Annotated in this window: 22 protein-coding genes; 6 read left to right on the top strand and 16 right to left on the bottom strand. The window is 62.1% G+C overall.

Annotated features, from left to right (window positions below; translation table 11 throughout):
* Positions 1-242: 242 nt before the first annotated feature.
* Positions 243-3,506, bottom strand: a complete 3,264-nt coding sequence (locus ACYVHK_RS19735; protein ID WP_460535662.1) for a response regulator — start codon at positions 3,504-3,506, stop codon at positions 243-245.
* A 201-nt stretch (positions 3,507-3,707) separates the two neighbouring features.
* On the opposite strand from ACYVHK_RS19735, the gene ACYVHK_RS19730 reads away from it, so the two are divergent.
* A complete protein-coding gene (locus ACYVHK_RS19730; protein ID WP_460535660.1) occupies positions 3,708-3,872 on the top strand; it encodes a hypothetical protein in 165 nt (54 codons plus the stop codon).
* Between the two features lie 115 nt (positions 3,873-3,987).
* Positions 3,988-5,040, top strand: coding sequence for a nitroreductase family protein (locus tag ACYVHK_RS19725; RefSeq protein ID WP_460535658.1), 1,053 nt, complete (start codon positions 3,988-3,990; stop codon positions 5,038-5,040).
* Between the two features lie 9 nt (positions 5,041-5,049).
* On the opposite strand, the gene ACYVHK_RS19720 is transcribed toward ACYVHK_RS19725, so the two are convergent.
* The 15 genes from ACYVHK_RS19720 to ACYVHK_RS19650 all read right to left on the bottom strand — a co-directional run bounded on the left by ACYVHK_RS19720 (position 5,050) and on the right by ACYVHK_RS19650 (position 19,807).
* On the bottom strand, positions 5,050-6,903 hold the full coding sequence (locus ACYVHK_RS19720) for an ABC transporter ATP-binding protein (RefSeq protein ID WP_460535656.1): 1,854 nt from the start codon (positions 6,901-6,903) through the stop codon (positions 5,050-5,052).
* Between the two features lie 9 nt (positions 6,904-6,912).
* Positions 6,913-8,313 carry an ABC transporter permease gene (locus ACYVHK_RS19715; protein ID WP_460535654.1) on the bottom strand — a complete coding sequence of 467 codons (1,401 nt, stop codon included), beginning with the start codon at positions 8,311-8,313 and terminating at the stop codon, positions 6,913-6,915.
* Positions 8,314-8,323: 10 nt separating this feature from the next.
* Positions 8,324-9,301, bottom strand: a complete 978-nt coding sequence (locus tag ACYVHK_RS19710; protein WP_460535652.1) for an ABC transporter permease — start codon at positions 9,299-9,301, stop codon at positions 8,324-8,326.
* Positions 9,298-11,559, bottom strand: a complete 2,262-nt coding sequence (locus ACYVHK_RS19705) for an ABC transporter substrate-binding protein (protein WP_460535650.1) — start codon at positions 11,557-11,559, stop codon at positions 9,298-9,300. The genes ACYVHK_RS19710 and ACYVHK_RS19705 overlap by 4 nt, the downstream gene beginning before the upstream one ends.
* Before the next feature lie 385 nt (positions 11,560-11,944).
* Positions 11,945-12,325 carry a RidA family protein gene (locus tag ACYVHK_RS19700; RefSeq protein ID WP_460535648.1) on the bottom strand — a complete coding sequence of 127 codons (381 nt, stop codon included), beginning with the start codon at positions 12,323-12,325 and terminating at the stop codon, positions 11,945-11,947.
* 12 nt (positions 12,326-12,337) lie between these two features.
* Positions 12,338-13,534, bottom strand: a complete 1,197-nt coding sequence (gene hemW, locus ACYVHK_RS19695; RefSeq protein ID WP_460535646.1) for a coproporphyrinogen-III oxidase family protein — start codon at positions 13,532-13,534, stop codon at positions 12,338-12,340.
* 69 nt (positions 13,535-13,603) lie between these two features.
* Positions 13,604-13,819 (bottom strand): hypothetical protein, encoded by a 216-nt coding sequence (locus tag ACYVHK_RS19690; RefSeq protein WP_460535643.1) that lies wholly within the window; start codon positions 13,817-13,819, stop codon positions 13,604-13,606.
* Positions 13,816-14,409 (bottom strand): non-canonical purine NTP pyrophosphatase, encoded by a 594-nt coding sequence (gene rdgB / locus ACYVHK_RS19685; RefSeq protein ID WP_460535641.1) that lies wholly within the window; start codon positions 14,407-14,409, stop codon positions 13,816-13,818. Before rdgB ends, ACYVHK_RS19690 begins: the two co-directional genes overlap by 4 nt.
* A complete protein-coding gene (locus ACYVHK_RS19680; protein WP_460535639.1) occupies positions 14,406-14,903 on the bottom strand; it encodes a hypothetical protein in 498 nt (165 codons plus the stop codon). Before ACYVHK_RS19680 ends, rdgB begins: the two co-directional genes overlap by 4 nt.
* Positions 14,903-15,535 (bottom strand): retropepsin-like aspartic protease family protein, encoded by a 633-nt coding sequence (locus ACYVHK_RS19675; protein WP_460535637.1) that lies wholly within the window; start codon positions 15,533-15,535, stop codon positions 14,903-14,905. Before ACYVHK_RS19675 ends, ACYVHK_RS19680 begins: the two co-directional genes overlap by 1 nt.
* A 167-nt stretch (positions 15,536-15,702) precedes the next feature.
* Positions 15,703-16,701, bottom strand: a complete 999-nt coding sequence (gene dusA, locus ACYVHK_RS19670) for a tRNA-dihydrouridine(20/20a) synthase DusA (protein ID WP_460535634.1) — start codon at positions 16,699-16,701, stop codon at positions 15,703-15,705.
* On the bottom strand, positions 16,694-17,083 hold the full coding sequence (locus ACYVHK_RS19665) for a 2OG-Fe(II) oxygenase (protein ID WP_460535631.1): 390 nt from the start codon (positions 17,081-17,083) through the stop codon (positions 16,694-16,696). The genes dusA and ACYVHK_RS19665 overlap by 8 nt, the downstream gene beginning before the upstream one ends.
* Positions 17,084-17,091: 8 nt before the next feature.
* Positions 17,092-17,808: a ribonuclease PH gene (rph, locus tag ACYVHK_RS19660; RefSeq protein WP_460535629.1), complete on the bottom strand. Its 717-nt coding sequence runs from the start codon at positions 17,806-17,808 to the stop codon at positions 17,092-17,094.
* Positions 17,809-17,915: 107 nt separating this feature from the next.
* Complete coding sequence (locus tag ACYVHK_RS19655) at positions 17,916-18,830, bottom strand: PP2C family protein-serine/threonine phosphatase (RefSeq protein WP_460535626.1); 915 nt, start codon at positions 18,828-18,830, stop codon at positions 17,916-17,918.
* Entirely contained in the window at positions 18,827-19,807 is a 981-nt protein-coding gene (locus ACYVHK_RS19650) for a serine/threonine protein kinase (protein WP_460535624.1), read from the bottom strand. The genes ACYVHK_RS19655 and ACYVHK_RS19650 overlap by 4 nt, the downstream gene beginning before the upstream one ends.
* 417 nt (positions 19,808-20,224) lie before the next feature.
* Here ACYVHK_RS19650 and ACYVHK_RS19645 point away from each other — a divergent pair, with 417 nt between their 5' ends.
* The 4 genes from ACYVHK_RS19645 to ACYVHK_RS19630 all read left to right on the top strand — a co-directional run bounded on the left by ACYVHK_RS19645 (position 20,225) and on the right by ACYVHK_RS19630 (position 24,287).
* Positions 20,225-21,091, top strand: coding sequence for a YicC family protein (locus tag ACYVHK_RS19645; protein ID WP_460535622.1), 867 nt, complete (start codon positions 20,225-20,227; stop codon positions 21,089-21,091).
* 72 nt (positions 21,092-21,163) lie between these two features.
* Positions 21,164-21,778 (top strand): guanylate kinase, encoded by a 615-nt coding sequence (gene gmk, locus ACYVHK_RS19640; RefSeq protein WP_460535619.1) that lies wholly within the window; start codon positions 21,164-21,166, stop codon positions 21,776-21,778.
* A 65-nt stretch (positions 21,779-21,843) separates the two neighbouring features.
* Positions 21,844-22,053, top strand: a complete 210-nt coding sequence (gene rpoZ / locus ACYVHK_RS19635; RefSeq protein WP_460535617.1) for a DNA-directed RNA polymerase subunit omega — start codon at positions 21,844-21,846, stop codon at positions 22,051-22,053.
* 56 nt (positions 22,054-22,109) lie between these two features.
* A complete protein-coding gene (locus tag ACYVHK_RS19630) occupies positions 22,110-24,287 on the top strand; it encodes a RelA/SpoT family protein (protein WP_460535615.1) in 2,178 nt (725 codons plus the stop codon).
* Positions 24,288-24,408 lie beyond the last annotated feature (121 nt).

Below are 24,408 nucleotides of genomic sequence, written 5' to 3'. Positions count from 1 at the left end.
AAAACCCCGGAGGGGGTCGACCCGATCAGCACGCCGCCGGTCTGCGGCCCCGAACCAACATCGCACGGCGAGGTTAATCATCGCTTAAGAGCCCGTAAGCCCTTGCGGCGGCAGTATATATTGAGCAGATGTAAACCGGATTTCGAGCTTGTAACAAAATGCAGCGGCGATCGCGGCGGCAGACCGGCGTGGGATGGCTCGACGAACGATAAGTTTCCGCAGTCTTCCGGATGGCGGCTGCGTCAGTCCGCCGGGAAACGTGTGCCGACCTGGGCCAGAGCCTTGTCCAGGCTGGCCTGGTAGGCCGCGAGCAGCGCAGCATCCTGCTGTTCCTGTTGCAGGCTGGCTTCCAGTTGCCTGGCAGCATTCTCCAGCTCGAACGCCCCCACGTTGGCCGCCACGCCAACCGTGGTATGCGCAACACGGTGCGCCGTTGTGTAGTCGGCTTCAGCCAGGGCCTGCGCCAGCTTCGCCGGGCTATCGCCCAAGGCCTTCGGCAGCTTGGCCAGCATGCGGTGATAGAACCCCACGCGCCCCCCCATGCGTTTGAGCGCAAGTGCAGTGTCAAACCCTTCCAGCTCCACCAGCGCCTCCTCCTCGCCACTTGCGGCGGAAGCTGGTAGCGCAGCCTTGACCTTGCTGATCAGCATCGGCGGCAACCACTGCTGGATGATGCGGAACATCAAGGCCGGATCGACCGGCTTGACGATGACGTCCTGCATCCCTTCGCGCAGACAGCGGTCCCGCTCCTCCACCATGGCGTGGGCCGTCATCGCCAGGATCGGAATATGACTGTAGTCCTCGGTCGAGCGTATGTGCCGCGTGGCCTCGTGGCCGTCCATCTCCGGCATCTGCACATCCATCAGGATCAACTGGTAATAGTCCAGGGGCTTGGCGTGCAACATGCGGAGCGCCTCCTTGCCGGTCACCGCCACATCGACGGCAAAGCCCTCGGCCTCCATCAGTTCCACGGCAATCTGCTGATTGATCTCGTTGTCCTCAGCCAGTAGGGCACGGCAACCACGCCAGCGAAGCGCCTCGGGCTCGGCCTTGTCCGTCTTGGATTCGCTCTGCGGCTCGAACAGCGTCAACAACACGCTGGCCAGCGTGGCATGGGTGGTGGGTTTGAGCAGGAAGGCATCGACCGCCGCCGCCTCTCGCTGCTGCAGGATGTCCTCGCGCCCGAAAGCCGTCACCAGCACAAACTTCGGCATGACCGGCAACCCCGAACGGCGCATGGCAACGGCCACCTCCATGCCATTGAGATCGGGCATCTTCCAGTCACAGCAGACGATATCGTAGCCCTCGCTGCTGGCCTGCAAACGATGCAGGGCGGCCACGCCACCATGCACATGCTCGGCCACCATGCCCAATTCTTCGAGCAGCGCCACCAGGATCTCGCTGGCGAGCGCATTGTCATCCACCACCAATACCCGCTTGCCACGCAGCTTGGCCAGCCGCTCTGTACTCAGCGGAGCAAGATCGACAGCAAGACCGAAACGGGCGGTGAACCGGAAGCAGGACCCTTTGCCCGGCTCGCTGCTGACCTCAACTTCGCCGCCCATCATCTCTACCAGCCGCTTGCTGATGTTCAGGCCCAAGCCAGTGCCACCATATTGGCGCGTGGTCGAGCCGTCGGCCTGGGTGAACGGCCGGAACAGCTGCGCCAGCAGCTCGGGCCGCATGCCAATACCGGTATCGCGGACCGTGAACGCAAGCCTCACCCCATCGACCTCCCGCTCAATCAACTGGCAATCCAGGTGGACCTGGCCCCGCTCGGTGAACTTGATCGCATTATTGGCAAGGTTGATCAGGATCTGCCCCAGCCGCATCGGGTCGCCCACCAGATGGCGCGGCAGGTCCGGTTCAAGTTGGAACAGGTACTCCAGGTGCTTTTCCTGTGCACGCTGACTGGTCATATTGGCCACGTTGGCCAACACATCGTCCAGTACGAAGCTGATGTGCTCCAGTTCCAGCTTGTCCGCCTCGATCTTGGTGAAATCGAGCACATCGTTGATGACCGCCAGCAGGGAGTTGGCGGCAACATGGATCTTGCTGACGTAGTCCCGCTGCTTGGCGCTAAGTTCGGTCTTGAGCGCGAGATAAGCCATGCCGATCACTGCGTTCATTGGCGTGCGGATCTCGTGGCTCATATTGGCCAGGAACTGGCTCTTGAGCCGGGAGGCATTCTCCGCCGCCTGGGTCGCGCGGCTCAGCGCCTGCTCCTGCGCCAATAGCCGGGTATTGGCCTCGCTCAGCTCCTGCGTCCGCCGCTGTACACGATATTCCAACAGACGCTCGGACGCCTGCAGGTCCAGCACCAGGCGCTGGCTGGCCGCCAGCAGGCTGAGGAAGAACATCAGCGGCAGCCACATGCTCTGTACCTGCGAGAACAGGCTGCCGGGCGCCGCAAACTGTGGCACCAGTGCCCCCATGCCGCCCTGCAGCACATTGGCCAGCATGACTACCAGGTGGAACAGCGTTTCCGGCACCAGCGCCAGCAGCAGCAGGCCGCAACCGGATACCCTCTGCCGCCAGCCCGTCCAGGCCGCAGAGATCACGACCAGGCCTAGCGGAAACAGCAAGGACTCCCCCCAGGACAGCGTATCGACTCGCAGGGCAGGCGGGGCGAGATTGGCCACCAGCGCCAGCAACAGGAACAACACCGCGAAATATTGTGTCAGTGCAGCCCGGCGCGGACTGTGTTGCTGGAACTTGCCGAAACGCACCGACAGGATCGCCGCCAGGAAGCCTCCGGCAAAGTTCGAATTCGAATGCAGCCAGACCAGCGGGGCCGAATAGCCAAAAGCACTATACGCGCCACGATAGACCAGCTCATACGAGGCATAGAACAGGGCCAGCGCACTGACGAACAGGTGCTGTCGCTGGCGTAGCGCCAGGCCCAGGCAGGCGGTAAAACCGGCGATCGCCACAAAGAACAGCGCCACCGCCATGTCCTGGGATTCCTTGCGTTGCGCCTGCTTGATCGCAACGATGGGATCCTCGTACTGAAAGCGCGCGTAGGTGGGGTAGAGCGTATCAGGCACCAGTTCGATGCGCAGGTAAAGTGGTAGCGCAACCGCCGGGATAGGCTCGAAGCTGACCAGGTCACCGACGGTAATGGCACGCCGGTTCTCGCCAGTGCGCGCTGCGGAGGCCAGCTCCCGACCATAGCGGTCGTACAGCGTCACATTGGACTTGGCGTTGTAGTAGGAAAGGCTGCCGCCGTTCGGCAGCGTATCCGTGGGCAGGCTAAATACCTTGATCCAGCAAACCGTACCAGGTGTAACCAGCACCCTCGCCAACGGTGCCGGCTGCCATTGCTCGACCTCGCCAAGTTGCTCGGGTGCCGGCACCGTCTCGCCGCACAGATAATCCACCGGCAATGGCAGGGCCAGGCAAGGGGCCGCCAGCAGCAGGCAGCAGGCCAACTTCGCCAGCCACGATCCGCTACGCGCCAATGCGATGATCCCTCCCTCGGGCATGGCTCGCCAAATCTCGCTCAAGTTATTGAATTCAATATATAAATGCCGATCAAGGCGTCGCCATCTTTCTCTCAAAAACGACCGATCGGCAGTTGCCCAGTGCTTTCTGCCGCACGGCATTGCAATGCCCGGACAGCCCAACAATACTCAAACCGGCTTGGTCGCAGTCCATCTCGACCGGCTGGTATGTTCCTTGTTAAACGGCAATCTGGAGGTGTGATCATGGCGACTACGTTTCAGGATGTTAAAAAGCAGGACCTGGAAGCAGCCTTGGCAGAACAACCCACGCAATCCGTGCAACTCAAGCAACTTGATCTAGGCCTCAAACCCGTCAAATCCAATTTTGATGCTATCGCCACCCACTCTCACGATATAGACGCTGACTGAGCCCCCGCGCCAGCAGCATTTACGGGCAAGGGCGGGCGGCGCCAGTTGCCATGCCCTTGGTTCGCGCCTTTTCGGGCCGGCATGCGGCCATCACTCCTCCCCCAAGGACAGGTCAATGCGCTTCAAGAGAGCAGGCGCCCTGTTGGCGTACTGGCAGGAAACGCAACTGGTCTTTCACAACTATGCGCAACGTTGCAGCGTAGCTGCCAACGCCAGCGCCATCCCGCTGCTGGAACTGCTGGGTGACTGGCAGACGCGGGATGCCCTGATTGCTGCCCTGCCCGGTTACGCCCCGGCCAGCATCGACCAGGCCATACGCGAACTCCTGGCACAGGGCCTGCTGGTTGAGGAAGGCACGCCGGCGGCCGGTACGGACCAGGCGATCAGCCGGGACTGGGCGCCCTGGCTGCCGGAAGCGAGCTTTCACTTCTCGTCCAAGAACACCGCCTACGTCAACCGGGATTCCAGCGCCGAACTGAAGGCGGCCAGCTTGCCCGAGAGTCCACCACCCGAGTTCCACAAGAGCCTGCCGGACGCCCCGCAGCTCGCCCTACCCGCCCGGGGTGAAGCCCGTAGCGACTTCGAACGCACGCTGCTGGCACGGCGCACGCACCGCAAGTTCTCCACCCAGGCCCTGAGCCTCGCGGAGGTCGCGCATCTATTGGGTATGTGCTGGGGCGTGACCGGACACGCAGAAACACCCACCTTCGGCCGCCTGCCACTCAAGACCAGCCCATCCGGTGGTGCACGTCATCCCGTCGAGGTCTATCTGATGGCCCTGAATGTGGAAGGACTGGCCCCCGGCATCTATCACTACCATGCCTTGGCGCACCATCTGGAAGCCCTGCCCGGCGAGGCCAGTCCCGCGCTCGCGGCGCAGTACTGTGCCGACCAGCGTTACACCGGCAACGCCGCTGCCTTGTTCCTGATGACCGCGGTCTTTCCGCGCACCATGTGGAAATACCATAAGCCGCGCGCCTACCGGGTCGTGCTGCTGGACGCCGGCCATCTGGCACAGACCTTTTGCCTGCTGGCCACCGACATGGGCCTGGCACCGTTCTGCACCGCCGCCCTCAAGGACACCCAGATCGAACAGGACCTGGGCATCGACGGCATCAATGAATCGATACTCTATGTCACCGGTGTCGGCCACCCCTTGCCGACCTGATCATCGCGCTCAGGCGGTAGCGATCTCGGCGATGTCCAGCCTCGCCCGGGGCACCGCCGCCAGCAAGGTCTGCGTATAGGGGTGGGTCGGCTGGCCTAGCAGGCTGGCGCTGGGGCCGGCCTCGACGATGCGGCCGTGCTGCATGACCGCGATATGGTCCGCCAGGTACTCGACCACGCCGATATTGTGAGTGATAAACAGATAGGCCACGCCGAGTTCGCCTTGCAGGTCCTTGAGCAGGTTGAGGATCTGCGCCTGTACCGACACGTCCAGCGCCGAGGTCGGCTCGTCACAGACGATCAGCCTGGGTTCGACCGCCAGCGCGCGGGCGATGGCGATACGCTGTCGCTGCCCACCCGAGAACTCATGCGGGTATTTGGTCTGGGCTGCCAATGGCAGGCCGACCTTGTCCAGCAAGGCCTCGATGCGCTTGCGTCGCTCCAGGCCATTGATCTCCGGTCGTAGCGCCTGGATGCCCTCTTCCAGGATTTCACCCACCCGCATGCGCGGGTTCAGCGAGCCGAACGGATCCTGGAAGATGATCTGGATATCACGCCGGGCGCGCTTCAGTTCCGCCGGGCTCGCCTGCATCAGGTCGATATCGCCCAGCCTCGCGACGCCATCGACCACGGCACTGCCGCGCAGCAGTTGCAAGATGCCCTTGCCGGTCGTCGTTTTGCCGGAGCCGGACTCGCCAACCAGGGCCAGCGTCTCGCCCGGCCAGAGGTCAAAGGACACCTCGTGTACCGCATCGACATGGCCGGTCACCCTTTGCAGCAGACCGGAACGGATGGGGAAACGCACCCGTAGCTGCTGCACGCTCAGCAAGGGTGACTCACCACGCGGCCTGGCCTTACCGTGGGCCACGGCGTCCGCTTGCGGGCGCACCTGCAGTACTACCGCGTCGGTTGGGGCATAGGCGAAGCAGCGTACCTGATGTTCGGCCATCGGCTCGTACATGGCCGGCACTTCGCTACGGCAGCGCTCGGTCGCGGAATGACAGCGCGGTGCGAAGCGACAGCCGCTGAAACGTTGATTCAGTGCCGGAACGCTACCGGCGATGGCCTCCAGCATGTGGCCACGCTTGTCTACGTCCGGCAGGGCGCCCAGCAGGCGATTGGCGTAGGGATGCAGGGGGCGCGAGAAGAAGGCCTCCTTGCTACCCAGCTCCACCAGCTCCCCGGCGTACATGATGCCCACCCGGTCCGCCACCTGTGCCACCACGCCCAGGTCATGGGTGATCAGCAGAATGGCCATGCCGCGCTCGCGCTGCAGGTCAAGCAGCAGATCGAGAATCTGCTTCTGCACCGTCACATCAAGCGCGGTGGTCGGCTCGTCAGCAATCAGCAGCTCCGGCTCCGCCGCCAGCGCCAGCGCAATCATCACCCGCTGCTTCTGCCCGCCCGACAGCTGGAAGGAATAGGTATCGATGCGCCGCTCCGGCTCGGGAATCCCGACCCGCCGCAGCCAGTCCACAGCCTTGAGCCGGGCCGCCTCGCCGCGCAGGGCGGTGTGGGTCTCGATCGATTCGATGATCTGCCGGCCGATGGTCAGCACCGCATTGAGGCTGGTGCCCGGCTCCTGGAAGATCATGCCGATACGGCGGCCACGATAGTGCCGCATGGCTTTTTCGGACAGATCGGCCAGGCCGGTCTCGCCCAGCACCACATCGCCACCGGCAATGCAGCCGTTGTCCGGCAGGAGGCGGGCGATCGACAGCGCGGTGACCGACTTGCCCGAGCCGGATTCCCCCACCAGGGCAAAGGTCTCGCCAGGCTGGATGGCCAGCGTGACGCCATCCACCGCCACGACGGTGCCCTGGCTGGAATAGATCTCGGTACGCAGTTGTTCGAGTTTCAGCATGCTGGCGACCTATTTGTGGATGGCACGCGGATCGAAAGCGTCGCGTATGGCATCGGAAAAGAGATTGGCGGACAGCACCAGGCTGAACATGAACACGAAGGCGGTCGCGAGCGTCCACCAGATGGCCGGCTCGCGCGACAATTCGAGCCGCGCGGTATTGATCAGCGTGCCGAAGCTCTGCATGGACGGGTCGACCCCGATGCCGACATAGGACAGCACTGCCTCGGCCAATACCAGGCCGGAGAAATTGATCACCATGCTGATCAGGATCAGGTGCATGACATTGGGCAGCAGGTGCACACTGAGTATGCGCCAGGTGCTGACCCCGAATGCCTGTGCCGCCTGGATGTACTCCGCCTCGCGCAGCTTGATCACCTCGCCACGGATCAGCCGGCACAGATCGGTCCAGCTGGTCATGCCCAGGATCACGCACAGGAAGAACAGCCGAGCATCGGTCCGCTGCGCCGCGGTCGGGAACAGGTCGCCATGGTCCTCGATGAAGACCATCAGAATCAGCACCGTGGCGGCGATCAGCAGCACGTAGGGGATGGAGTTGATGACGGTGTAGATGTACTGGATCACCTCATCGACCCAGCCGCGCAGATAGCCCGCCAGGATGCCCAGCCCGACCGCGATGGGCATGGTGACCAGGGTGGACATGGTGCCGATGACCAGGGCGGTACGCAGACTTTTCATCACCACGTACAGCAGGTCGTTGCCGACCCGGTCGGTCCCGAACACGTGGTACTCCAGCGCCAGCGAACCAACCACGCCCCACAGCATGCATAGTCCGGCCACCGTACCGAGCACGGTGCGCACCGGAAAGCGGCTTTCGCCCGCCCGCAGCCGCAGCCACGCCGCGCGGACCGGCAATTGACGGCGGCGAGCACTCAACCAGAGATAGGCCGCCACGATGACAGCGAAAAAAAGCAGGCCCGCGAGTACACCGGCCAGACTACGCCAGGCAATATCACCCACCCAGTCGCGGGCAGGATCCTTGAGATGGGTGCCGGCATGGGCAAGTGGCTGGTATTCGCGCTGCGGCTGGCCATTCACGATGACCGCCTCCTTCTCGAACGCGAGGTAAGCCAGCGGCGCCGAGTAGCTGCGCTCCTTGCCCTCCCGCTGCTTGCCCAGTACGACATCGAGCAGCGAGCGCGTCTCCGGCGCGTAGATCGCCTCTCGACCGGGCTCAGCGGACAGCAGCGGACGGTAGTGCAGGCTGTCGACGACGCCGATGGCAACAAACATCGCCAGCACGGTGGCCGCCGCCGCACCGGGCGCGCTGGCAAAGGCCTTGCGCCAGGTCACCGCCAGATGCGGGGTACGGACGACCTTCCAGACATAGAACAGCAGGGCGGCGAGAACAAAGAACACGACCCAGTCGGTCCAGAGGATGACGATCTTCATGGGCTAGGCCTTATTGCAAGCGAACACGCGGATCAGCCCAGGCATAGGCGAAATCCGTGATCAGGTAGGTCAGGACATAGACAAAGGAACCAAAGAACACCATGGCGCGCACCACGGAGAAATCCTGGTTGTTGATGCCATCGATGGTGAAGCTGCCCAGCCCCGGTATGCCGAAAAAGGATTCGAGCACGATGGCACCGACCAGCAGCACCGGCAGCAGCAGGCCCGCCGACGTGATGATGGGAATCAGTGAATTGCGCAGCACGTGCCGCAGCAGGATCACGATCTCGGACAAGCCCTTGGCGCGGGCCGTACGCACATAGTCCTTACCCAGTTCCTCCAGGAAGATCGTGCGATACAGCCGGGTATCCGGCCCCAGTTGCGACAACACGTAGACCACCACCGGCAGGACCAGGAACTTGAACATGCCCGGCGGCGGCGAAAAGCCCGACAAGGGCATCACCGCCATCATGCGGCCGAACACATACTGGCCGGTGATGATGAAGAACAGCGAGGAGATCGACATCAGCACGACCAGTACCACCACCCCGAGTGTATCGAGGTAGCTGTAGCGGAACAGCATCAAGCCCAAGGCAAACACGATGGACAGACCCACCGTGATGATGAAGACCGGCGTGGCCATCGCCAGGGTAGGCCCGACCCGCTGGCTCAGCTCCCAGGTGATGTCGCGACCTTCAACCGTCTTGCCAAAATCCAGCCGCAGTATGCCCATCGAGTTCTCGACGAACACCGTCTCGGTCAGCTTGCCCAGGCCCGCGGCCTTGGGATTGAAGTAGAGCGGCTTGTCGTAGCCATGCTCCGCCTTCCAGCGCTCGATCGCCTCGGCCGCCACCCGCTTGCCACCCAGTTGCAGCCGCGCCATGTCCTCCGGCGTATTGACCGAGAAGAACAGGAAGAAGGTCACCAGGTTGATGCCCGCGAGCACGAGCACCGAATAGATCACGCGGCGTATCAGGTAATTGATCATTTGACTTCCTTGCTGGCGACCGCCGCCATCCGTGATACGCGGGCACTGGCGCTCTCACGCCGGCGGTACAGGCGCCAGGCCGGCCAGAGCAGCAGGGCCAGCATGGCCAATCCCACCCCCAACGGCCAGGCCTTGGGCTGGTTCCATTCCACCAGCTTCTTGGCGCGCAGCTCGCTGTCGACGCGCAGGTACTTGGCCTTGTCCTGGATCACCGCCGTGGGCTTGGCATTGCGCACCCACTGCTGGTAGATACCGACCGAGCCGGGGAAGACACCAAAGCTCCAGGGGGCGTCCCGCCGCACGATGTCGATCATGCGATCAATCACCTTCTGCCGCTCGGGGCCGTCCGGCAGCGCCTTCATCTGGTCATACAACTGGTCGTATTCGGGGTTGGCATAGTTGGAGGCATTCTCGCCATCGAACTTGACCTTGCCCTGCGAGGAGGTCAGCAAGAACAGGTAGTTCTCCGGGTCCGGATAGTCGGAGAACCAGCCCCAGAAATAGACCTGGGCATTGCCCTTGCGCATCCGATCCTGGAAGCGGTTGTAGTCGTTGCCGCGCGCCTCGGTCTGGATACCGAGCTTGGCGAGCTGTTTGGCCCGCCAGTCGATCTCGCCCTGGTAGTTGGGGCCATTGCCGTTCGAGTCGAGGAACAACAGCAGCGGCTTGCCGGTCACGGCGTCGCGACCGCCCGGGTAGCCTGCCTCGACCATCAGTTGCTGCGCCTCGGCCAGCGGCCGGCGCACCGCCCGGCCATCCCGCCAGACATGGGTCACCGGATTGATCCCCGCCTCACCGCTGCGGTAGCCGAACAGGCCGGGCGGAACCGGCCCCATGGCGGCTTCCGACGGTCCCATCTTGTCAAAGAAGATCGGCCCGAACTCCTCCCACTCGAAGGCGATGGAGATGGCCTGCCGCAGCTTGCGGTTGCGTAGCTGCTGCTCGGCGCTGCTGCCCTGCCCCACCACCGGGTCCAGCATATTGAAGCCCACATACCAGTTGGTGGGCTCCAGCGTCGGGATCAATTGCAGGCCATGTTCGCGCATCAGGGCAGCGCGGCCGGTATTGTCCTGTTGCTCATTGAGCAGCGCGAAGGCGATGTCGATGCGACTGAGGTCGGGCAGGTCGTAATAGCCCTGCATCAGCTTGGAGACTTCCGGCTCGCGTTCCTTCTCCAGGTAAAAATGCAGCTCGTCGACCAGCGGCAGGCGCTTGCCCACATCAGCCAGCCAGCCACGCTCCTTGTCACCTGGCATGCCCTCGGCGGGATAACGCACATCGCGATAGTTGGGATTGCGCTTCATGACATAGCGGTTGGCATCCTGCTCGGTCAGCATGAAGGGACCGGTACCGACCGGCCAACTGTTCAGCGACAGGGAGTTCTCGGCCATATTGCGCTGGGCATAGAAGCGATCCGCCTCCCAGGGTATGGGGACGAAGAAGGTCATCGCCATCCAGTACTTGATCTGCGGATACTTGCCGATCACCCGAACTTCCAGCGTGGATGCATCCAGTGCCCGCACGCCCGACAACGGTTCCTGCCGCAGGTCATGCCAGGGCAGGTACAGGTCGCGCGGATTGCGGGCCTTGATGGCCGCATCGTGCTCGGTCTTGAGCCGGTCGCCCAGTTCCTTCAGGCCGACGATGTACTGGTTCAAGAGGTTGTAGATCGGCGATGGCGTCGCGACCCAGGGACTGGCGAGCCGCTTGATCTGGTAGACATAGTCGTCGGCCGTCGCCTCTCGCGTGCTGGTCGCGGCCTGCTCGATCGGGAAATCAAGGATGGAGTGCTTGCCGTCGATCTGGCCGGGCGTCAGATCCTGGTACAGGTACTTGCCGCCTGCATCCTTGGCAAAGGCCGGGTGCGGCTGGTAGCGGATGCCCGGCTTGAGCTTGATGGTGTAGACGCTGGTCGCGACCTGCTCGGTCGGTGCGTCATCCGGCAGCGCCTTGCCATCCTTGTCGAGATAGCGCGCCGTCGGCACATCAACCGCCGTCAGCCCCTCCAGGGTGTAGGGTCGCTTCAGGTAGTGGTAGTGCAGCAGCGGCTCGTAGGTCGCGTAGGTCCAGGGGGTTTCGTTCAGGTTGTAGGAGCTGACCGGGTCCAGATACTTGGGCCGCTCCTGGAAGGAGCTGAACAGCACATTGCCGCTGACGTGTTCCTCCTGGTAAGGCTGGTTGGCGACATCACAACCCGCAAGCAGCAGGGAAGGCAGGACACAAAGCGTCAAGAGACGCCGGGACAAGGCTGGCAACATGGTAGACCCGCAAGGCACGCTGCACTCCGGGCGGTGCAGGCCAGCGATGATGCCACGCGCAGCTTAGGCCACGCTTAACTTGTCTATACCTTGTTGGCTTTTTGCCAACGCTATCGGCCAGCGCCGGAAAGACAAACGGCCCGGAAAACCGGGCCGTTTGTAAGGCATATCTGAAAAATCCACTTACTCGCGACAGCGAGGCTCCCTCGCGGCGGCGAGGCTGCCAGAGTTCTTGGCGCTTCAGTGCCTAGAACCTGTGCGTGCAGAGCTCGGGGAGAGTGGGATAAATCATCGAGGCTCTCCCGTCGAGGAGACAGCATGCCCATACGCCCGGCTCTGCCGGGCGAAGAACTGCGGTAACCGCTCTCCAGAGGGGATGAGCTTCCTAGCCGAGTACCATGACGGCATCGGCCTCTACCTGGCCGCCCTTGGGCAGGGCCGCGGCCTGGATGGCGGCGCGGGCCGGGTACGGCGCCACGAAGTACTGGCCCATGATCTCGTTGAGCTTGGCGAAGTTGCCCAGGTCGGTCACGAACACGCCCAGCTTGACGATATCCTGCAAGTCACCGCCGGCCGCCTGGGCCACGGCGCGCAGGTTCTTGAACATCAGGTGGGCCTGCGCCTCGAAGCCCTCGGCCAGCTCGCCGCTGACAGGGTCCAGACCCAACTGGCCGGACAGGTAGACGGTGTTACCCACCTTGACCGCCTGCGAATAGGTACCAACCGCCTTGGGGGCCTGCTCGCTATGAATGATTTGCTTGCTCATCGATCTATCTCCTCAGTGTGATGACTCGTCCTGCAGGAACAACTGCAGCAACTGGTTCTGGTAACGGCGACCGCGCTCGCTCGGCTTGATCTCGCGGAAATCCCGCTCAATCAGACCTAGCCGCTCGGCCTCCTGCAAGGGGCGTTCAAGCACGTTGAGCGGCAGGCCGGTCCGCTCGGTGAACAGTGGCACCGCAAAACCCTCGGCCAGTCGCAAGGCATTGAGCATGAACTCGAACGGCAGGGCCGCGTGGCTCACCACCTCCTCGGTCTGCACCGCATTGCCCTCGGCTATCGCCTTCAGGTAGGCCGCCGGCTGCTTGTAGCGCGCCTGGCGAATGATCTTGTCCGGGAAGCTCAACTTGCCATGGGCCCCCGCCCCAATGCCCAGGTAGTCGCCAAACTGCCAGTAATTGACGTTATGCCGGGCACGATGCCCCGGCCGGGCAAAGGCGCTGGTCTCATAGTGCTCGAAACCGGCCACCGCCAGCCGCGCCTCGATGGCGTCATGCATCTCGGCCGCCGTATCGTCATCCGGCAGGGTCGGCGGATAACGATAGAAATAGGTATTGGGTTCCAGCGTCAGGTGATAACAACTCATGTGCGTCGGCGCAAAGCTCAACGCCGTTTCCACATCCTGCAGCGCCTGCTCAATCGTTTGCCCCGGCAGGGCGAACATCAGGTCCAGATTGAAGGTATCAAATATCTGCCCGGCCAACGCCGCCGCCCGCCGCGCCTCGGCATCATCGTGGATGCGGCCGATGGCCTTGAGGTGCCCCGGATTGAAGCTCTGGATGCCGATGGACAGGCGGTTGATGCCCGCAGCCCGATAACCTTCGAACTTGTTCGCCTCCACCGTGCCGGGATTGGCTTCCAGCGTGATCTCGGCGTCCGGCAGCAGTTTGGTGCGGGCCCTGATGCCCGCCAACAGCACGTCCATCGCCTCGGGTGAGAACAGGCTCGGCGTACCGCCACCCATGAAAATGGTATGGATCGGCCGCCCCCAGAACAGCGGCAGGCTGTGTTCAAGGTCCCGCAACAAGGCCTCGACGTAGCCCATTTCGTCGAAGCCTGCCTTGGCCTCGTGCGAGTTGAAGTCGCAATACGGGCACTTGCGCACGCACCAGGGAAAGTGAATGTAGAGCGACAGCGGCGGCAGCGCGGTCAGTTGCCCCAACTTGGGCACACTGGCCAGGGAGATAGGATTCATTGCAACAACATGGGGCAGCGGTTACTGCCCGGGTCCCGGTTGATCAACATGGTAGACGGCAAACGCCGCTCAACGCTTGTTGTAGGGGTTGAAAAGCTGGTCCACCATATGGTGCAGTGCCTCGCGCATCTGCGCCTCGGAGACTTCCATCAGCAGGCCGTCTTCGAAGGCGTCCTGGGTCATCTGGCGGATCTCGTCGAGATTCTCTTCCATGACCTTGACCTTCTCAAAGCAGCTTACCACTGCGCCATCATCTTTGAGCCACTTGGGCCAGGGCGTGCTCACAATGCATCCTCACGGAGTTTATCCAGCAAGAGCGCGAGCGCCTTGCCACGGTGGCTGATCGGGTTCTTTTCTTCCGGCGTCAGTTCCGCAGCGGTTTTGCCGATAGAAGGAATCAGGAAATAGGGGTCGTAACCAAAGCCACCTTCACCGCGCGGCATATCCAGGACTTCGCCATCCAGCCGTCCTTCGACGATCAACGGCTGCGGGTCATCCGCATGGCGGACCAGCACCAGCACGGCGAAATAGTAGGCACGGCGGTCGGGCTGACCGCTCAGTTCAGCGACCAGTTTCTGGTTGTTACGGCTGTCGGATTTCGGCTCACCGGCGTAACGCGCGGAGTAGACACCCGGCGCACCACCCAATGCCGGCACGCAAATGCCGGAATCGTCGGCCAGTGCCGGCAAGCCGGTCGCGGCAGCAGCATGACGGGCCTTGGCCAGCGCATTCTCCACGAAGGTGACGTGCGGCTCTTCTGCCTCACTCACACCCAGTTGCCCCTGCGGGATCAATTCGATATCGAGCGGGCCGAACAGGCGGCTGAATTCTTTCAATTTACCGGCATTGTTGCTGGCGAGGACGAGTTGTTTCATGGCGTAGTGATCGGGGTGGGCAATACGTTTTGCAAGGCGGTGGCGAATTTTTCCGGCTGCGGCAGGCCAAGCCAGATGACCCGGCCATCACGCGTAGTCAGTTTGACGCCCCGGTTCAATGAAGGAGTGAAATTCCCGCCATGCACCTCCATCCCTGCCAGCGTACGAAACGGCAAGGCAGGTTTGTCCGGCAAGGTACCAACCTCGACAACGGCGATATCCGCCAAGGGCAGGCTATGCAATGGTCCGCGGTGCAACTGACCCCAGCGCCAGCACAGGGCATCGCCCTCACGCCACAGCTTGAAGGCAAAGCGCGGCAACAAACACCAGACTACAAACAGGGCCAGCAGCGCATAGGCAAGCTGCCAGGCCGTCGCAATAAACACGGCGCGTACCAGATAGCCACCAAGGATCAAGCCTATCAGGGCAGCCATCGCGGGCGGCCAGATGACCCATTGCCGCAGGTCACGATCAGTTTGTGCAGAATTATTCATCAGTACTTCTTCTTCAGAACCATGGTGTTGCCGTCACGTTGCATCTGCAACTGGTTGAGCACGGTCATGCCGATCAAGGGGACGGCGGGATAGTCGCCATCCGCCACCACCGCCTCGACACCGTACAGGGTGATGCCTTCGAGTTTGAGCGAGTCAAGGCGTGTCAGCCAGAATATCTTGGTACCTTGCGCCGTTTGCATCCGGACCGGCCGATCACGTTCGACACGGAGATTCAACGCTCTGGCATGACCTTCAGAAAGGGCCAGTGCGGAGGCACCGGTGTCGATCAAACCACGCACGCTGCCGCCGTTCGCCGTCACCATGGCCATGAAATGGCCGCCGCCGGCATCAAACAGTGTCGCCGAGTTGCTCGATCCCTTATCAGCGCCGGCATTGCCGCCAGCAAAGAACCCCTGCCCCAGTTGCACCGTGCTGCGCTTGCCGCCGCTCTCGAACACGGCGGAATCCACGCCGACCGAAATCAGCTTTACCCCATCACGGCTTTCGCCGATCGCCAGCGTTACCGGCTTGCCACCGAAGGAAACCGAGGCCTTGCTGCCCATGGTGGCCATCAGCACGGGCTCCGTGGCCAACGCCGTAAGGCTGAGCAGCCACAAAAAAATGTAACGCATGAGTGCTTTTCCCCGCATTGATGGGCCAGTCTCGTCAGTGGCCTCTTTAAATTCTATGTAACAGTGAACAGGTGACGCACCCGAGACCATGATAGTGGACGCGAACCATGGCAAACCAGCGGAGGTAGATGTCCCTTCGCTACTGTGCTGCCGCCTGGTAGATAGCGTTATTCAGCCAAGGTCACAGTCTGCTCTACCTCGGCGAGTGCTGCCTCGATCAGCTCGGGGCCGGCGCCGGCCAATTGCTTGCTGTCCGATAGCAGGCGGCGCCAGTTGCGGGCGCCAGGCCGGCCTTGGTACAGGCCCAGTACATGGCGGACGATGTGCTTGGGCTGGCTGCGGCCCTCGGCCATGCGTTCGGCGATGTAGGGCATCAGGGCTCGGGCGACTTCGACCCGGCTTTGCGGGGTGGCATCGTCACCGTAGTAGCGCGCGTCCACCTGTGCGAACTGGTAGGGGTCGTGGTAGGCCATGCGGCCTATCATCACACCGTCCACGTGCGCGAGTTGCTCATCCACGGTCTGCCAGTTGTCGATGCCACCATTGATGATGATCTCGAGATCCGGGAATTCCCGCTTCAGGCGGTGTACGTAGTCGTACTTCAGCGGGGGAATCTCGCGGTTTTCCTTGGGGCTCAAACCCTTGAGGATCGCATTCCGGGCGTGCGCGATGAAGACCTCGCAGCCCGCCTCCGCCACCGTGCCGACGAAATCGCGCAAGTACTCGTAGTGCTCGACTTCGTTGATGCCGATGCGGTGCTTAACGGTGACCGGGATGCTGACCACGTCACGCATGGCCTTGACGCAGTCGGCCACCAGTTGCGGCTCTTCCATCAGGCAGGCACCAAAGGCGCCCGATTGTACCCGTTCGCTCGGGCAACCTACGTTGATGTTGACCTCGTCGTAGCCCCATTGCTCTGCCAGTCTGGCGCAGGTAGCCAGATCGGCAGGCTCGGAACCGCCCAACTGCAGGGCGACCGGATGCTCGGTGTCTGAAAAGTCGAGAAAACGCGAACGATCACCGTGGATGATGGCGCCCGTCGTGACCATCTCGGTGTACAGGAAGGCATGACGCGATATCTGCCGCAGGAAATAGCGGTAGTGACGGTCAGTCCAATCCAGCATCGGTGCGACGCAGATGCGCCGCTGGGGTATGGCTTTACGCATTCTTCAGATCCGGATCACGCAACGCCCAGCCCAGGCTGAGTACGATGCGTCTGCCTCCGCATGCGGTGACGCTATGCGTCATCACATCGGGACGAAAGAAAAACAGACGACGCCAGAGCGACCAGGCTGGTCGACCCTGTGCGTCGAAACACTGGAACTCGCCGCCCTGCGCGGGCTGCCACAGCACCAGGTTGATACGGTAATGACGGCCCCGCTGCACCTTGTCGGTATGCGGCGGAATATGGCTACCGCGGGGGTAGTGGATCAGATGCCCGTCGAAACCGAGCAAGCCACGGCCCAGCCAACTCGGCCAGCGGACATGCAGGAAGGTCAGCGTCTGGTAACCGCTTTGCTGCCGACCCGCCCGAAAACCAATGGCCATCGTGATGCTCAGCCAGCAAGCGCCGTGCGCTGCGCCGCGATCAGTTCCCGGATACCGGACTCGGCCAAGGCCACCAGCGCCGCCATCTCGTCACGCGTGAAAGGCGCGCCCTCGGCCGTGCCCTGCAGTTCCACGAAACCACCAGCGGCAGTCATCACCACGTTCATGTCGGTATCGCAGTCGCTGTCCTCAAGGTAGTCGAGGTCCAGTACCGGCTGGCCCTGGTGGATGCCGACCGATACGGCGGCGACATGCTCGCGGATCGGATTAACCGCCAGCTTGCCGTCGGCCATCAGCTTGCTGATAGCGTCCTGCAAGGCGACAAAGGCACCGGTAATGCTGGCACAGCGGGTACCACCGTCAGCCTGGATCACATCGCAGTCGATGCTGATCTGGCGCTCACCCAACAGTTTCATGTCGACCACGGCACGGAGACTGCGACCGATCAGGCGCTGGATTTCCTGGGTACGGCCGCTCTGCTTGCCAGAGGCAGCCTCGCGCTTCATGCGGCTATTGGTGGAGCGTGGCAGCATGCCGTACTCGGCCGTCACCCAGCCCTCGCCCTTGCCCTTGAGGAAGGGCGGCACGCTTTCTTCCACGCTGGCGGTACAGATGACCTTGGTGTCACCCATCTCGATCAGGACCGAGCCTTCGGCATGGCGGGTGTAATGGCGGGTGATACGAACGCTGCGAAGCGCTTGGGGCTGACGGCCGGAGGGGCGCATGAAAAACCTCACTGAAATCAAGGCTTAAATTATACCCCAGCCGTCAAGCGTGCCGGGCAGACGTAAAAAACGCCCTCCTGAGAGGGCGCTTTCCGGACCGGCCGGGCTTACTTCGAATACTTGCTGATGGCGTTCTGGATTTCCAGGATGGCGGCCTCGATATCCGCCTCGGTGATTTCCTTGCTTTCTTTGAGCGCCTTGTCCGAGGAAAGGGTATTGAGCCGGGTGGTCACCTCGCCATCGGACAGCTTCTTGGTCGAGAGGCTGCTGATGGAGTTGTCGTCCTCGTCATGCCAGTTGATGGCGACGCCGGTCAGGTTGTCGCCATGGATACCGCCGCGGGTCTCGGCGCGGTCCAGCAGTTGTGGCAAGGCATAAAGCACCGGGTAGCCAGTCAGCATCTGTTCCAGCTCTCCCTGCGTCACGCCGCCCCACAGCCCGTCGGTACACAGGATGACGGTATCACCGTCCATCAATGGCACCTTGCCGCCGATTTCCACTTCGGGCGGGAACATGGAGCCCAGGCAGTTATAGATCTTGTTCTTTTCCGGGTGGCGCTCGGCCTCCTCCGGCGTCAGCCTCCCCAGATCCACCATCTGCTGAACCTTGGAATGGTCGCGCGTACGGGCCAGCACCTGGCCATTGCGAATCAGGTAGAGGCGGGAATCCCCGACGTGCGCCCAATACAGCACCCCATCCTGCACGATGGCGGCCACCACGGTCGTCCGCGGCGTCTCCAGCAAGCTATGGTTGGCCGCGTAGTTGAAGATGGCATCATGGCACTTCATGCAGCCGTCGGACATGAACTGATGCGGGTTCTGGATGGTCGGCCTGGCCTTTTTCTGGAACAGGTCAGCCATCAGTTCCACGGTGATCTGCGCGGCCACTTCACCGTGCAGATGCCCGCCCATGCCGTCGGCCACCACCATCAGCAGGGAATCGCGGCTATACGAATAGCACATGCGATCCTGGTTGTACTGTCGAGCCCCCTGTCGGGTCTCCTGGAAGATGGTGAATTTCATTTTTGTTCTCCTTTGCCACCACCCAGCTTGATTTCCATACGCCCGATCCGGGCCAGATTGCCTTTCAACCCTGCCAGCAGTCCCGGCTTGGGTTGTGGCTCGCTGGCAATTCCGACCAGGGCCTTCTGAACTTCACGCACGCTCTGTGGCCGCGCCAGCGGATCAAGCTGCAGACACCAGTCCACCAGCTCCAGCAGACTGGCCGAGTAGCGACCGGCCCACATCTTCTTGACCGACTGGTACTTGTCGTCCTTGGCGCGCTGATCGGCAGCCTGCGGCGCCAGGCCACTCATGCAGGCAAAGATACTGGCGCCCACGCTGTAGATGTCGCTCCACGGCCCGAGCTTGTCGCGATCCGCGTACTGTTCCGGCGAGGCAAAGCCGGGCGTATACATGGGGGTGAACTTGTTGATCGATGGGCTCAAGGCATCGCGTGCCGAGCCAAAATCCAGCAGCACCGGGCTGCCATCGCGGCGGATATAGAGGTTGGCGGGCTTGATGTCGAGGTGCAGCATCTTGTGCAAATGCACTTCGCGCAGGCCATTGAGCAGGTGGGCAAACACGTAGAGGATCATGTTTTCCTTCACGCCGCCCTCGGTCAGCTGGATTTCCTTCTGCAGGGTGCGCCCGCGCTCGTACTCCATGACCATGTAGACCGTTTCATTGGCACGGAAGAAATTCACCACCTTGACGATATTGGGGTGGCGTATCTGCGCCAGTGTCTTGCCCTCTTCGAAAAAGCACTTCATGCCGTGCCGGAACAGGGCTAGGTTGTCGGCCGAGGTCGCCATCACCCGCTCGCCTTCGCTGCGCAAGGCCAATGCATTGGGCAGGTACTCCTTGATCGCCACCGGCTGGTCATGCTCGTCATGTGCCAGGTAGACGATGGAAAAGCCCCCCGCCGACAATTGCTTGACGATGGTGTAGTTGAGCAGTTGATAACCGCGTGCAAGCGGGAAATTGCTAGGTGCTGGCATCTGGGCCGGGAGCCTGTCTTATTCGGTAATGTATCCGCTACGCAAAGGGCACTTCCACGAAACCCCGCTGTTGCCCGAGGCACCTGGATGCACCCTCAGGTGCCGCGAATGACGCCAGGCGGCATTGTCGCGTTTGCCATCCAACTCAGTATATTGCTTCCCGGCTTGAACCGGACCAATCTGTATCGCTTGCAAAAACCGGCGTGGCCGGGGCAGTGCCCGCCACGACCAGTGCATGCAAGCAGTATGATAATATTTAAGTCACATCTGTCGCTGGATGAAACATGACATCCGGGTCTGATGGCCCAGATTGTGGTTTTGAGCTGTCACAAAGTCAAAGCGCAGGCGATATCGGCCCGCAGGCCCGCCCGCCATCCACGCATCCCCCAGGTACGAAACATCCCCATGGAGCCCCGCATGATACTCAGCATGACCGGCTATGCCGTTGCAACCCGAGAATTGGCAGGCGGCCTGCTCAGTGTCGAATTGCGTGCGGTGAATCACCGCTTTCTTGATCTGAACCTGCGCCTGCCTGAAGAGCTGCGACAGATCGAGAACCTGGTTCGTGAAAAGCTGGCCGGCAAGGTATCACGCGGCAAGCTCGATTGCCGTATCGGCTTCTCCGCCCGGGCAGAAACACAACCCAGGCTGCAGCTGAACCAGGAATTGCTGGCACAGCTGGTGGCGCTGTCGCAGCAAGCCCGTGATGTCGCGCCGCAGGCCGGTGACCTGAAGATGGGTGAGCTGCTGCGCTGGCCGGGCGTGCTGGCAACGGATTCCGTAACGCCGGAGGCCATGCAGCAGACCGCGCTCGAGTTGCTGGACCTGGCACTGGCCGATTTCTCCGCCACCCGTGGCCGTGAAGGTGTGAAGCTCGCCGCCTCCATGATCGAGCGCATCGACAAGATCGATGCCATCGTCACCGAGGTACAACCTCGCTTGCCAGCCATCGTCGCGGCCTATGACGACAAGCTCAAGCAACGTTTGCTCGAAGCCCTGGGCAGCCTGGACGACGACCGGGTCCGCCAGGAAGTCGCCCTGTTTGCGCAGAAGATCGACGTGGCGGAAGAGCTGACCCGCCTCTCCACCCATCTGGTGGAATTGCGCCGCATCCTCAAAACCGGCGGCGCCGTCGGCAAGCGGCTGGACTTTCTGATGCAGGAACTGCATCGTGAGGCCAATACGCTGGGATCCAAGTCGGTGGCGGTCGAGACCTCGCAGGCCTCGCTGGAACTGAAGGTCCTGATCGAACAAATGCGCGAACAAGTACAGAACATCGAATAATCAATGGCTGATGGTGCATGGCGATTGTGTTACGCTGCCAATAAGCCGTTTGAATCAACGAGATAATCCCCTATGAGCAAAGGCAAGCTTTTTGTCGTCGCCGGCCCGTCGGGCGCAGGCAAGGCCACGCTGGTACGAGGCCTGCTCGCGGCAGACTCCAAGGTGCAACTGTCCGTCTCCTTCACCAGCCGCGCGCCGCGCGATGGTGAACAGGAAGGCCGCGACTATCACTTTGTCAGCCGCGAAGACTTCCTCGCCATGGTTGGCCGTGGCGAATTCCTCGAACACGCCGAAGTACACGGCAATCTGTACGGCACCTCGCAGAAATGGATCACCGATGTCATGGCCAGCGGCCAGGACATCCTGCTGGAGATCGACGTGCAGGGTGCCCAGCAGGTTCGCCGGCTGTTCCCCGAAGCGGTAGGCATCTTCATTCTGCCGCCAAGCGCCGAAGTACTGGAGCAACGCCTGCGTAACCGCGGCACGGACAGCGAGGATGCCATCGTGCGCCGCCTTGCCAATGCCCGCGAGGAAATCGGCCGCCTGTCCGAATTCAATTATGTGATCGTCAACGAGCACATCGACCAGTCGGTACGCGACATCATCGGCATCGTGCGTGCCGAGCGCTGCCAGGTCGCCGCTCAAAGCGAACGCCACCAGGCACTGATCGCCAGCCTCAAAGGCTGATCGATACCCGCATTTGCATTCGTGCCGGCCCGCTGGGCCGGCCGCTTTACCGGAGTAAACCCATCATGGCCCGTATTACCGTAGAAGACTGCCTCGACCGCATCCCCAACCGTTTCGACCTGACCCTGACGGCCGCCTACCGCGCCCGCCAGCTGGCCAACGGTTCCACCCCGCTGGTGGATGCAGCCGGCCGTGACAAGCCGACCGTGCTTGCCCTGCGCGAGCTGGCTGCCGGCAAGATCGGTATTGAAATCCTGCACCGCGCCCGGACCTGATTGTCCGAGTGGAGCAATGAAAAGCGGGCCCGTGCCCGCTTTTTTACCTTCGTACCATGATGCTGACTGCTGATGACATCCCCGTTCCCGACGAATACGCCCCCCAGGTGGCGCGGGACGCGAACACGCTGTTCGCCAAGGTATCGGGCTACCTGAAGGCCGAGGACCTGCCCCTGCTTCGGGCTGCCTTCCTGTTCAGTGCCGAATGCCACAAGACCCAGTCGCGCAAGAGCGGCGAACCCTACATCACCCATCCGCTGGCCGTCGCCGATATCCTGGCTGACCATCATCTCGATGCGCAGGCGCTGATGGCGGCCTTCCTGCATGACACGATGGAAGACACCGGGGTCAGCAAGCTGGAGTTGACGGAGCGCTTTGGCAAGCCGATCGCCGAGCTGGTGGACGGCCTCTCCAAGCTGGAGAAGCTCGAGTTCCAGAGCAAGGAAGAAGCGCAGGCCGAGAACTTCCGCAAGATGCTGATGGCCATGGCCCGCGACGTCCGGGTGATCCTGGTGAAGCTCGCCGACCGGCTGCACAATATGCGCACGCTGGGCCATATGCGCGAGGACAAACAAAAGCGCATCGCGGCCGAAACGCTGGAAATCTATGCGCCGATCGCCAACCGCATCGGCTTGCATGCGATCTACCAGGAACTTGAGGACTGGAGCTTCCGCTATCTCCACCCCATGCGTTACGAGGTGCTGGGCAAGGCACTCAAGGCGGCGCGGGGCAATCGCCGCGAGGTCGTCAGCAAGATCCTCGACGCCATCAAGCACAAGCTGAGCGACGCCAAGGTCGAAGCCACCGTCTACGGGCGCGAGAAGCACCTGGCCAGCATCTATCGCAAGATGCAGGAAAAGCACCTCAGCTTTTCCGAGGTGTTGGATATTTATGGCTTCCGCGTCATCGTCAAGGATGTCCCCACCTGTTACCTGGCGCTGGGTGCGTTGCATGGGCTGTACAAGCCCCGCCCCGGCACCTTCAAGGATTACATAGCGATTCCCAAGCCGAATGGCTACCAGAGCCTGCATACCGCACTCTCCGGTCCTTATGGCACCCCGATCGAGGTGCAGATCCGCACCCAGGACATGCACAAGGTAGCCCAGGCCGGCGTGGCTTCGCACTGGATGTACAAGTCCGGTGACGACGGAGTCAGTGATGTGCAGCAAAAGACCCACCAGTGGCTACAGTCGCTGCTGGAAATCCAGTCCATGTCGGGCGATTCGGTCGAATTCCTCGAACATATCAAGGTCGACCTGTTCCCGGGCGAGGTCTACGTCTTCACCCCCAAGGGCAAGATCCTGACCCTGCCGCAGGGCTCGACCGCCGTAGACTTTGCCTATGCGGTGCATTCCGATATCGGCAACCGCTGTATTGCCGCTCGTATCAACTACGACCTGATGCCTTTGCGCACAGCGCTCAAGACCGGCGACCAGGTCGAGATCGTGACCGCTACGACAGCCCGTCCGAACCCCAACTGGCTCAATTTCGTCGTCACCGGCAAGGCGCGCTCGCACATCCGCCACTTCCTCAAGACCATGCGCTATGAGGAAGCCGTACAGCTGGGCGAGCGCATGCTCAACCAGGCGGTTCGCGCGTTGATGAACCAGAGCACGGAGATGCCGGGCGAGGCCTGGGACCGTTATCTCAAGGAAAACGCACCGTCCAGGCGCGAAGAGATACTGGCCGACATCGGCCTGGGCAAACGCCTGGGCGTCGTCGTCGCGCAGCGCCTGCTGACGCTGGCGGGCCTGTTGAGCGAGGGCGAGGCCAAGAGCGGGCCTATCCTTATCCGCGGCACCGAAGGTGTTGCCGTTCAGTTCTCTCGCTGCTGCAACCCGATACCGGGCGACCCTATCATCGGCCTGATCAAGCAGGGCCAGGGACTGGTTATCCATACCCACGACTGCCCGCAAGTCGTGGGCCGGCATGGCAAGGTCGACCCCGACAAGTTGCTGGAAGTCGAATGGGACGTGCCGCCGGGCAAGTTGTTCGACGTGCAGATCAAGGTATTGGCCATGCACGAGCGTGGCGTGCTGGCGCAGATCGCCGCAGCCATCTCGGAAGCCGCCGCCAACATCGAGAACGTCCGCATGGACAGCGAGCACGAGGGTGACCGCTATACCGAGATCAGCTTTACCGTGCAGGTGGAAAACCGCCAGCATCTGGCCAAGGTCATGCAGACCTTGCGTCAGCTGGAGCGCGTGGTGCGTATCCACCGCCTGAAGTCGTAGGGCGCTATCTGGACGATCAGGCCTTGCACCAGTGTCAAATGCATCTGTGGCGCCCGGGAGACCCGGGCGCTTCGCATTAACGCGACCGGATACCGCACCCCCTCCGGCTTCATCCAGCTCC

It is taken from the genome of Chitinimonas naiadis (assembly GCF_054780835.1).
This window is presented reverse-complemented; position numbering and strand designations above follow the sequence as displayed.

Bases quoted from the DNA above. Each gene is read 5' to 3' on its own strand.
- ACYVHK_RS19730 (WP_460535660.1), top strand. From the start codon at position 3,708: ATGGCGACTACGTTTCAGGATGTTAAAAAGCAGGACCTGGAAGCAGCC.
- ACYVHK_RS19725 (WP_460535658.1), top strand. From the start codon at position 3,988: ATGCGCTTCAAGAGAGCAGGCGCCCTGTTGGCGTACTGGCAGGAAACG.
- ACYVHK_RS19720 (WP_460535656.1), bottom strand. From the start codon at position 6,903: ATGCTGAAACTCGAACAACTGCGTACCGAGATCTATTCCAGCCAGGGC.
- ACYVHK_RS19715 (WP_460535654.1), bottom strand. From the start codon at position 8,313: ATGAAGATCGTCATCCTCTGGACCGACTGGGTCGTGTTCTTTGTTCTC.
- ACYVHK_RS19710 (WP_460535652.1), bottom strand. From the start codon at position 9,301: ATGATCAATTACCTGATACGCCGCGTGATCTATTCGGTGCTCGTGCTC.
- ACYVHK_RS19705 (WP_460535650.1), bottom strand. From the start codon at position 11,559: ATGTTGCCAGCCTTGTCCCGGCGTCTCTTGACGCTTTGTGTCCTGCCT.
- ACYVHK_RS19700 (WP_460535648.1), bottom strand. From the start codon at position 12,325: ATGAGCAAGCAAATCATTCATAGCGAGCAGGCCCCCAAGGCGGTTGGT.
- hemW (WP_460535646.1), bottom strand. From the start codon at position 13,534: ATGAATCCTATCTCCCTGGCCAGTGTGCCCAAGTTGGGGCAACTGACC.
- rdgB (WP_460535641.1), bottom strand. From the start codon at position 14,409: ATGAAACAACTCGTCCTCGCCAGCAACAATGCCGGTAAATTGAAAGAA.
- ACYVHK_RS19680 (WP_460535639.1), bottom strand. From the start codon at position 14,903: ATGAATAATTCTGCACAAACTGATCGTGACCTGCGGCAATGGGTCATC.
- ACYVHK_RS19675 (WP_460535637.1), bottom strand. From the start codon at position 15,535: ATGCGTTACATTTTTTTGTGGCTGCTCAGCCTTACGGCGTTGGCCACG.
- dusA (WP_460535634.1), bottom strand. From the start codon at position 16,701: ATGCGTAAAGCCATACCCCAGCGGCGCATCTGCGTCGCACCGATGCTG.
- ACYVHK_RS19665 (WP_460535631.1), bottom strand. From the start codon at position 17,083: ATGGCCATTGGTTTTCGGGCGGGTCGGCAGCAAAGCGGTTACCAGACG.
- rph (WP_460535629.1), bottom strand. From the start codon at position 17,808: ATGCGCCCCTCCGGCCGTCAGCCCCAAGCGCTTCGCAGCGTTCGTATC.
- ACYVHK_RS19655 (WP_460535626.1), bottom strand. From the start codon at position 18,830: ATGAAATTCACCATCTTCCAGGAGACCCGACAGGGGGCTCGACAGTAC.
- ACYVHK_RS19650 (WP_460535624.1), bottom strand. From the start codon at position 19,807: ATGCCAGCACCTAGCAATTTCCCGCTTGCACGCGGTTATCAACTGCTC.
- ACYVHK_RS19645 (WP_460535622.1), top strand. From the start codon at position 20,225: ATGATACTCAGCATGACCGGCTATGCCGTTGCAACCCGAGAATTGGCA.
- gmk (WP_460535619.1), top strand. From the start codon at position 21,164: ATGAGCAAAGGCAAGCTTTTTGTCGTCGCCGGCCCGTCGGGCGCAGGC.
- rpoZ (WP_460535617.1), top strand. From the start codon at position 21,844: ATGGCCCGTATTACCGTAGAAGACTGCCTCGACCGCATCCCCAACCGT.
- ACYVHK_RS19630 (WP_460535615.1), top strand. From the start codon at position 22,110: ATGATGCTGACTGCTGATGACATCCCCGTTCCCGACGAATACGCCCCC.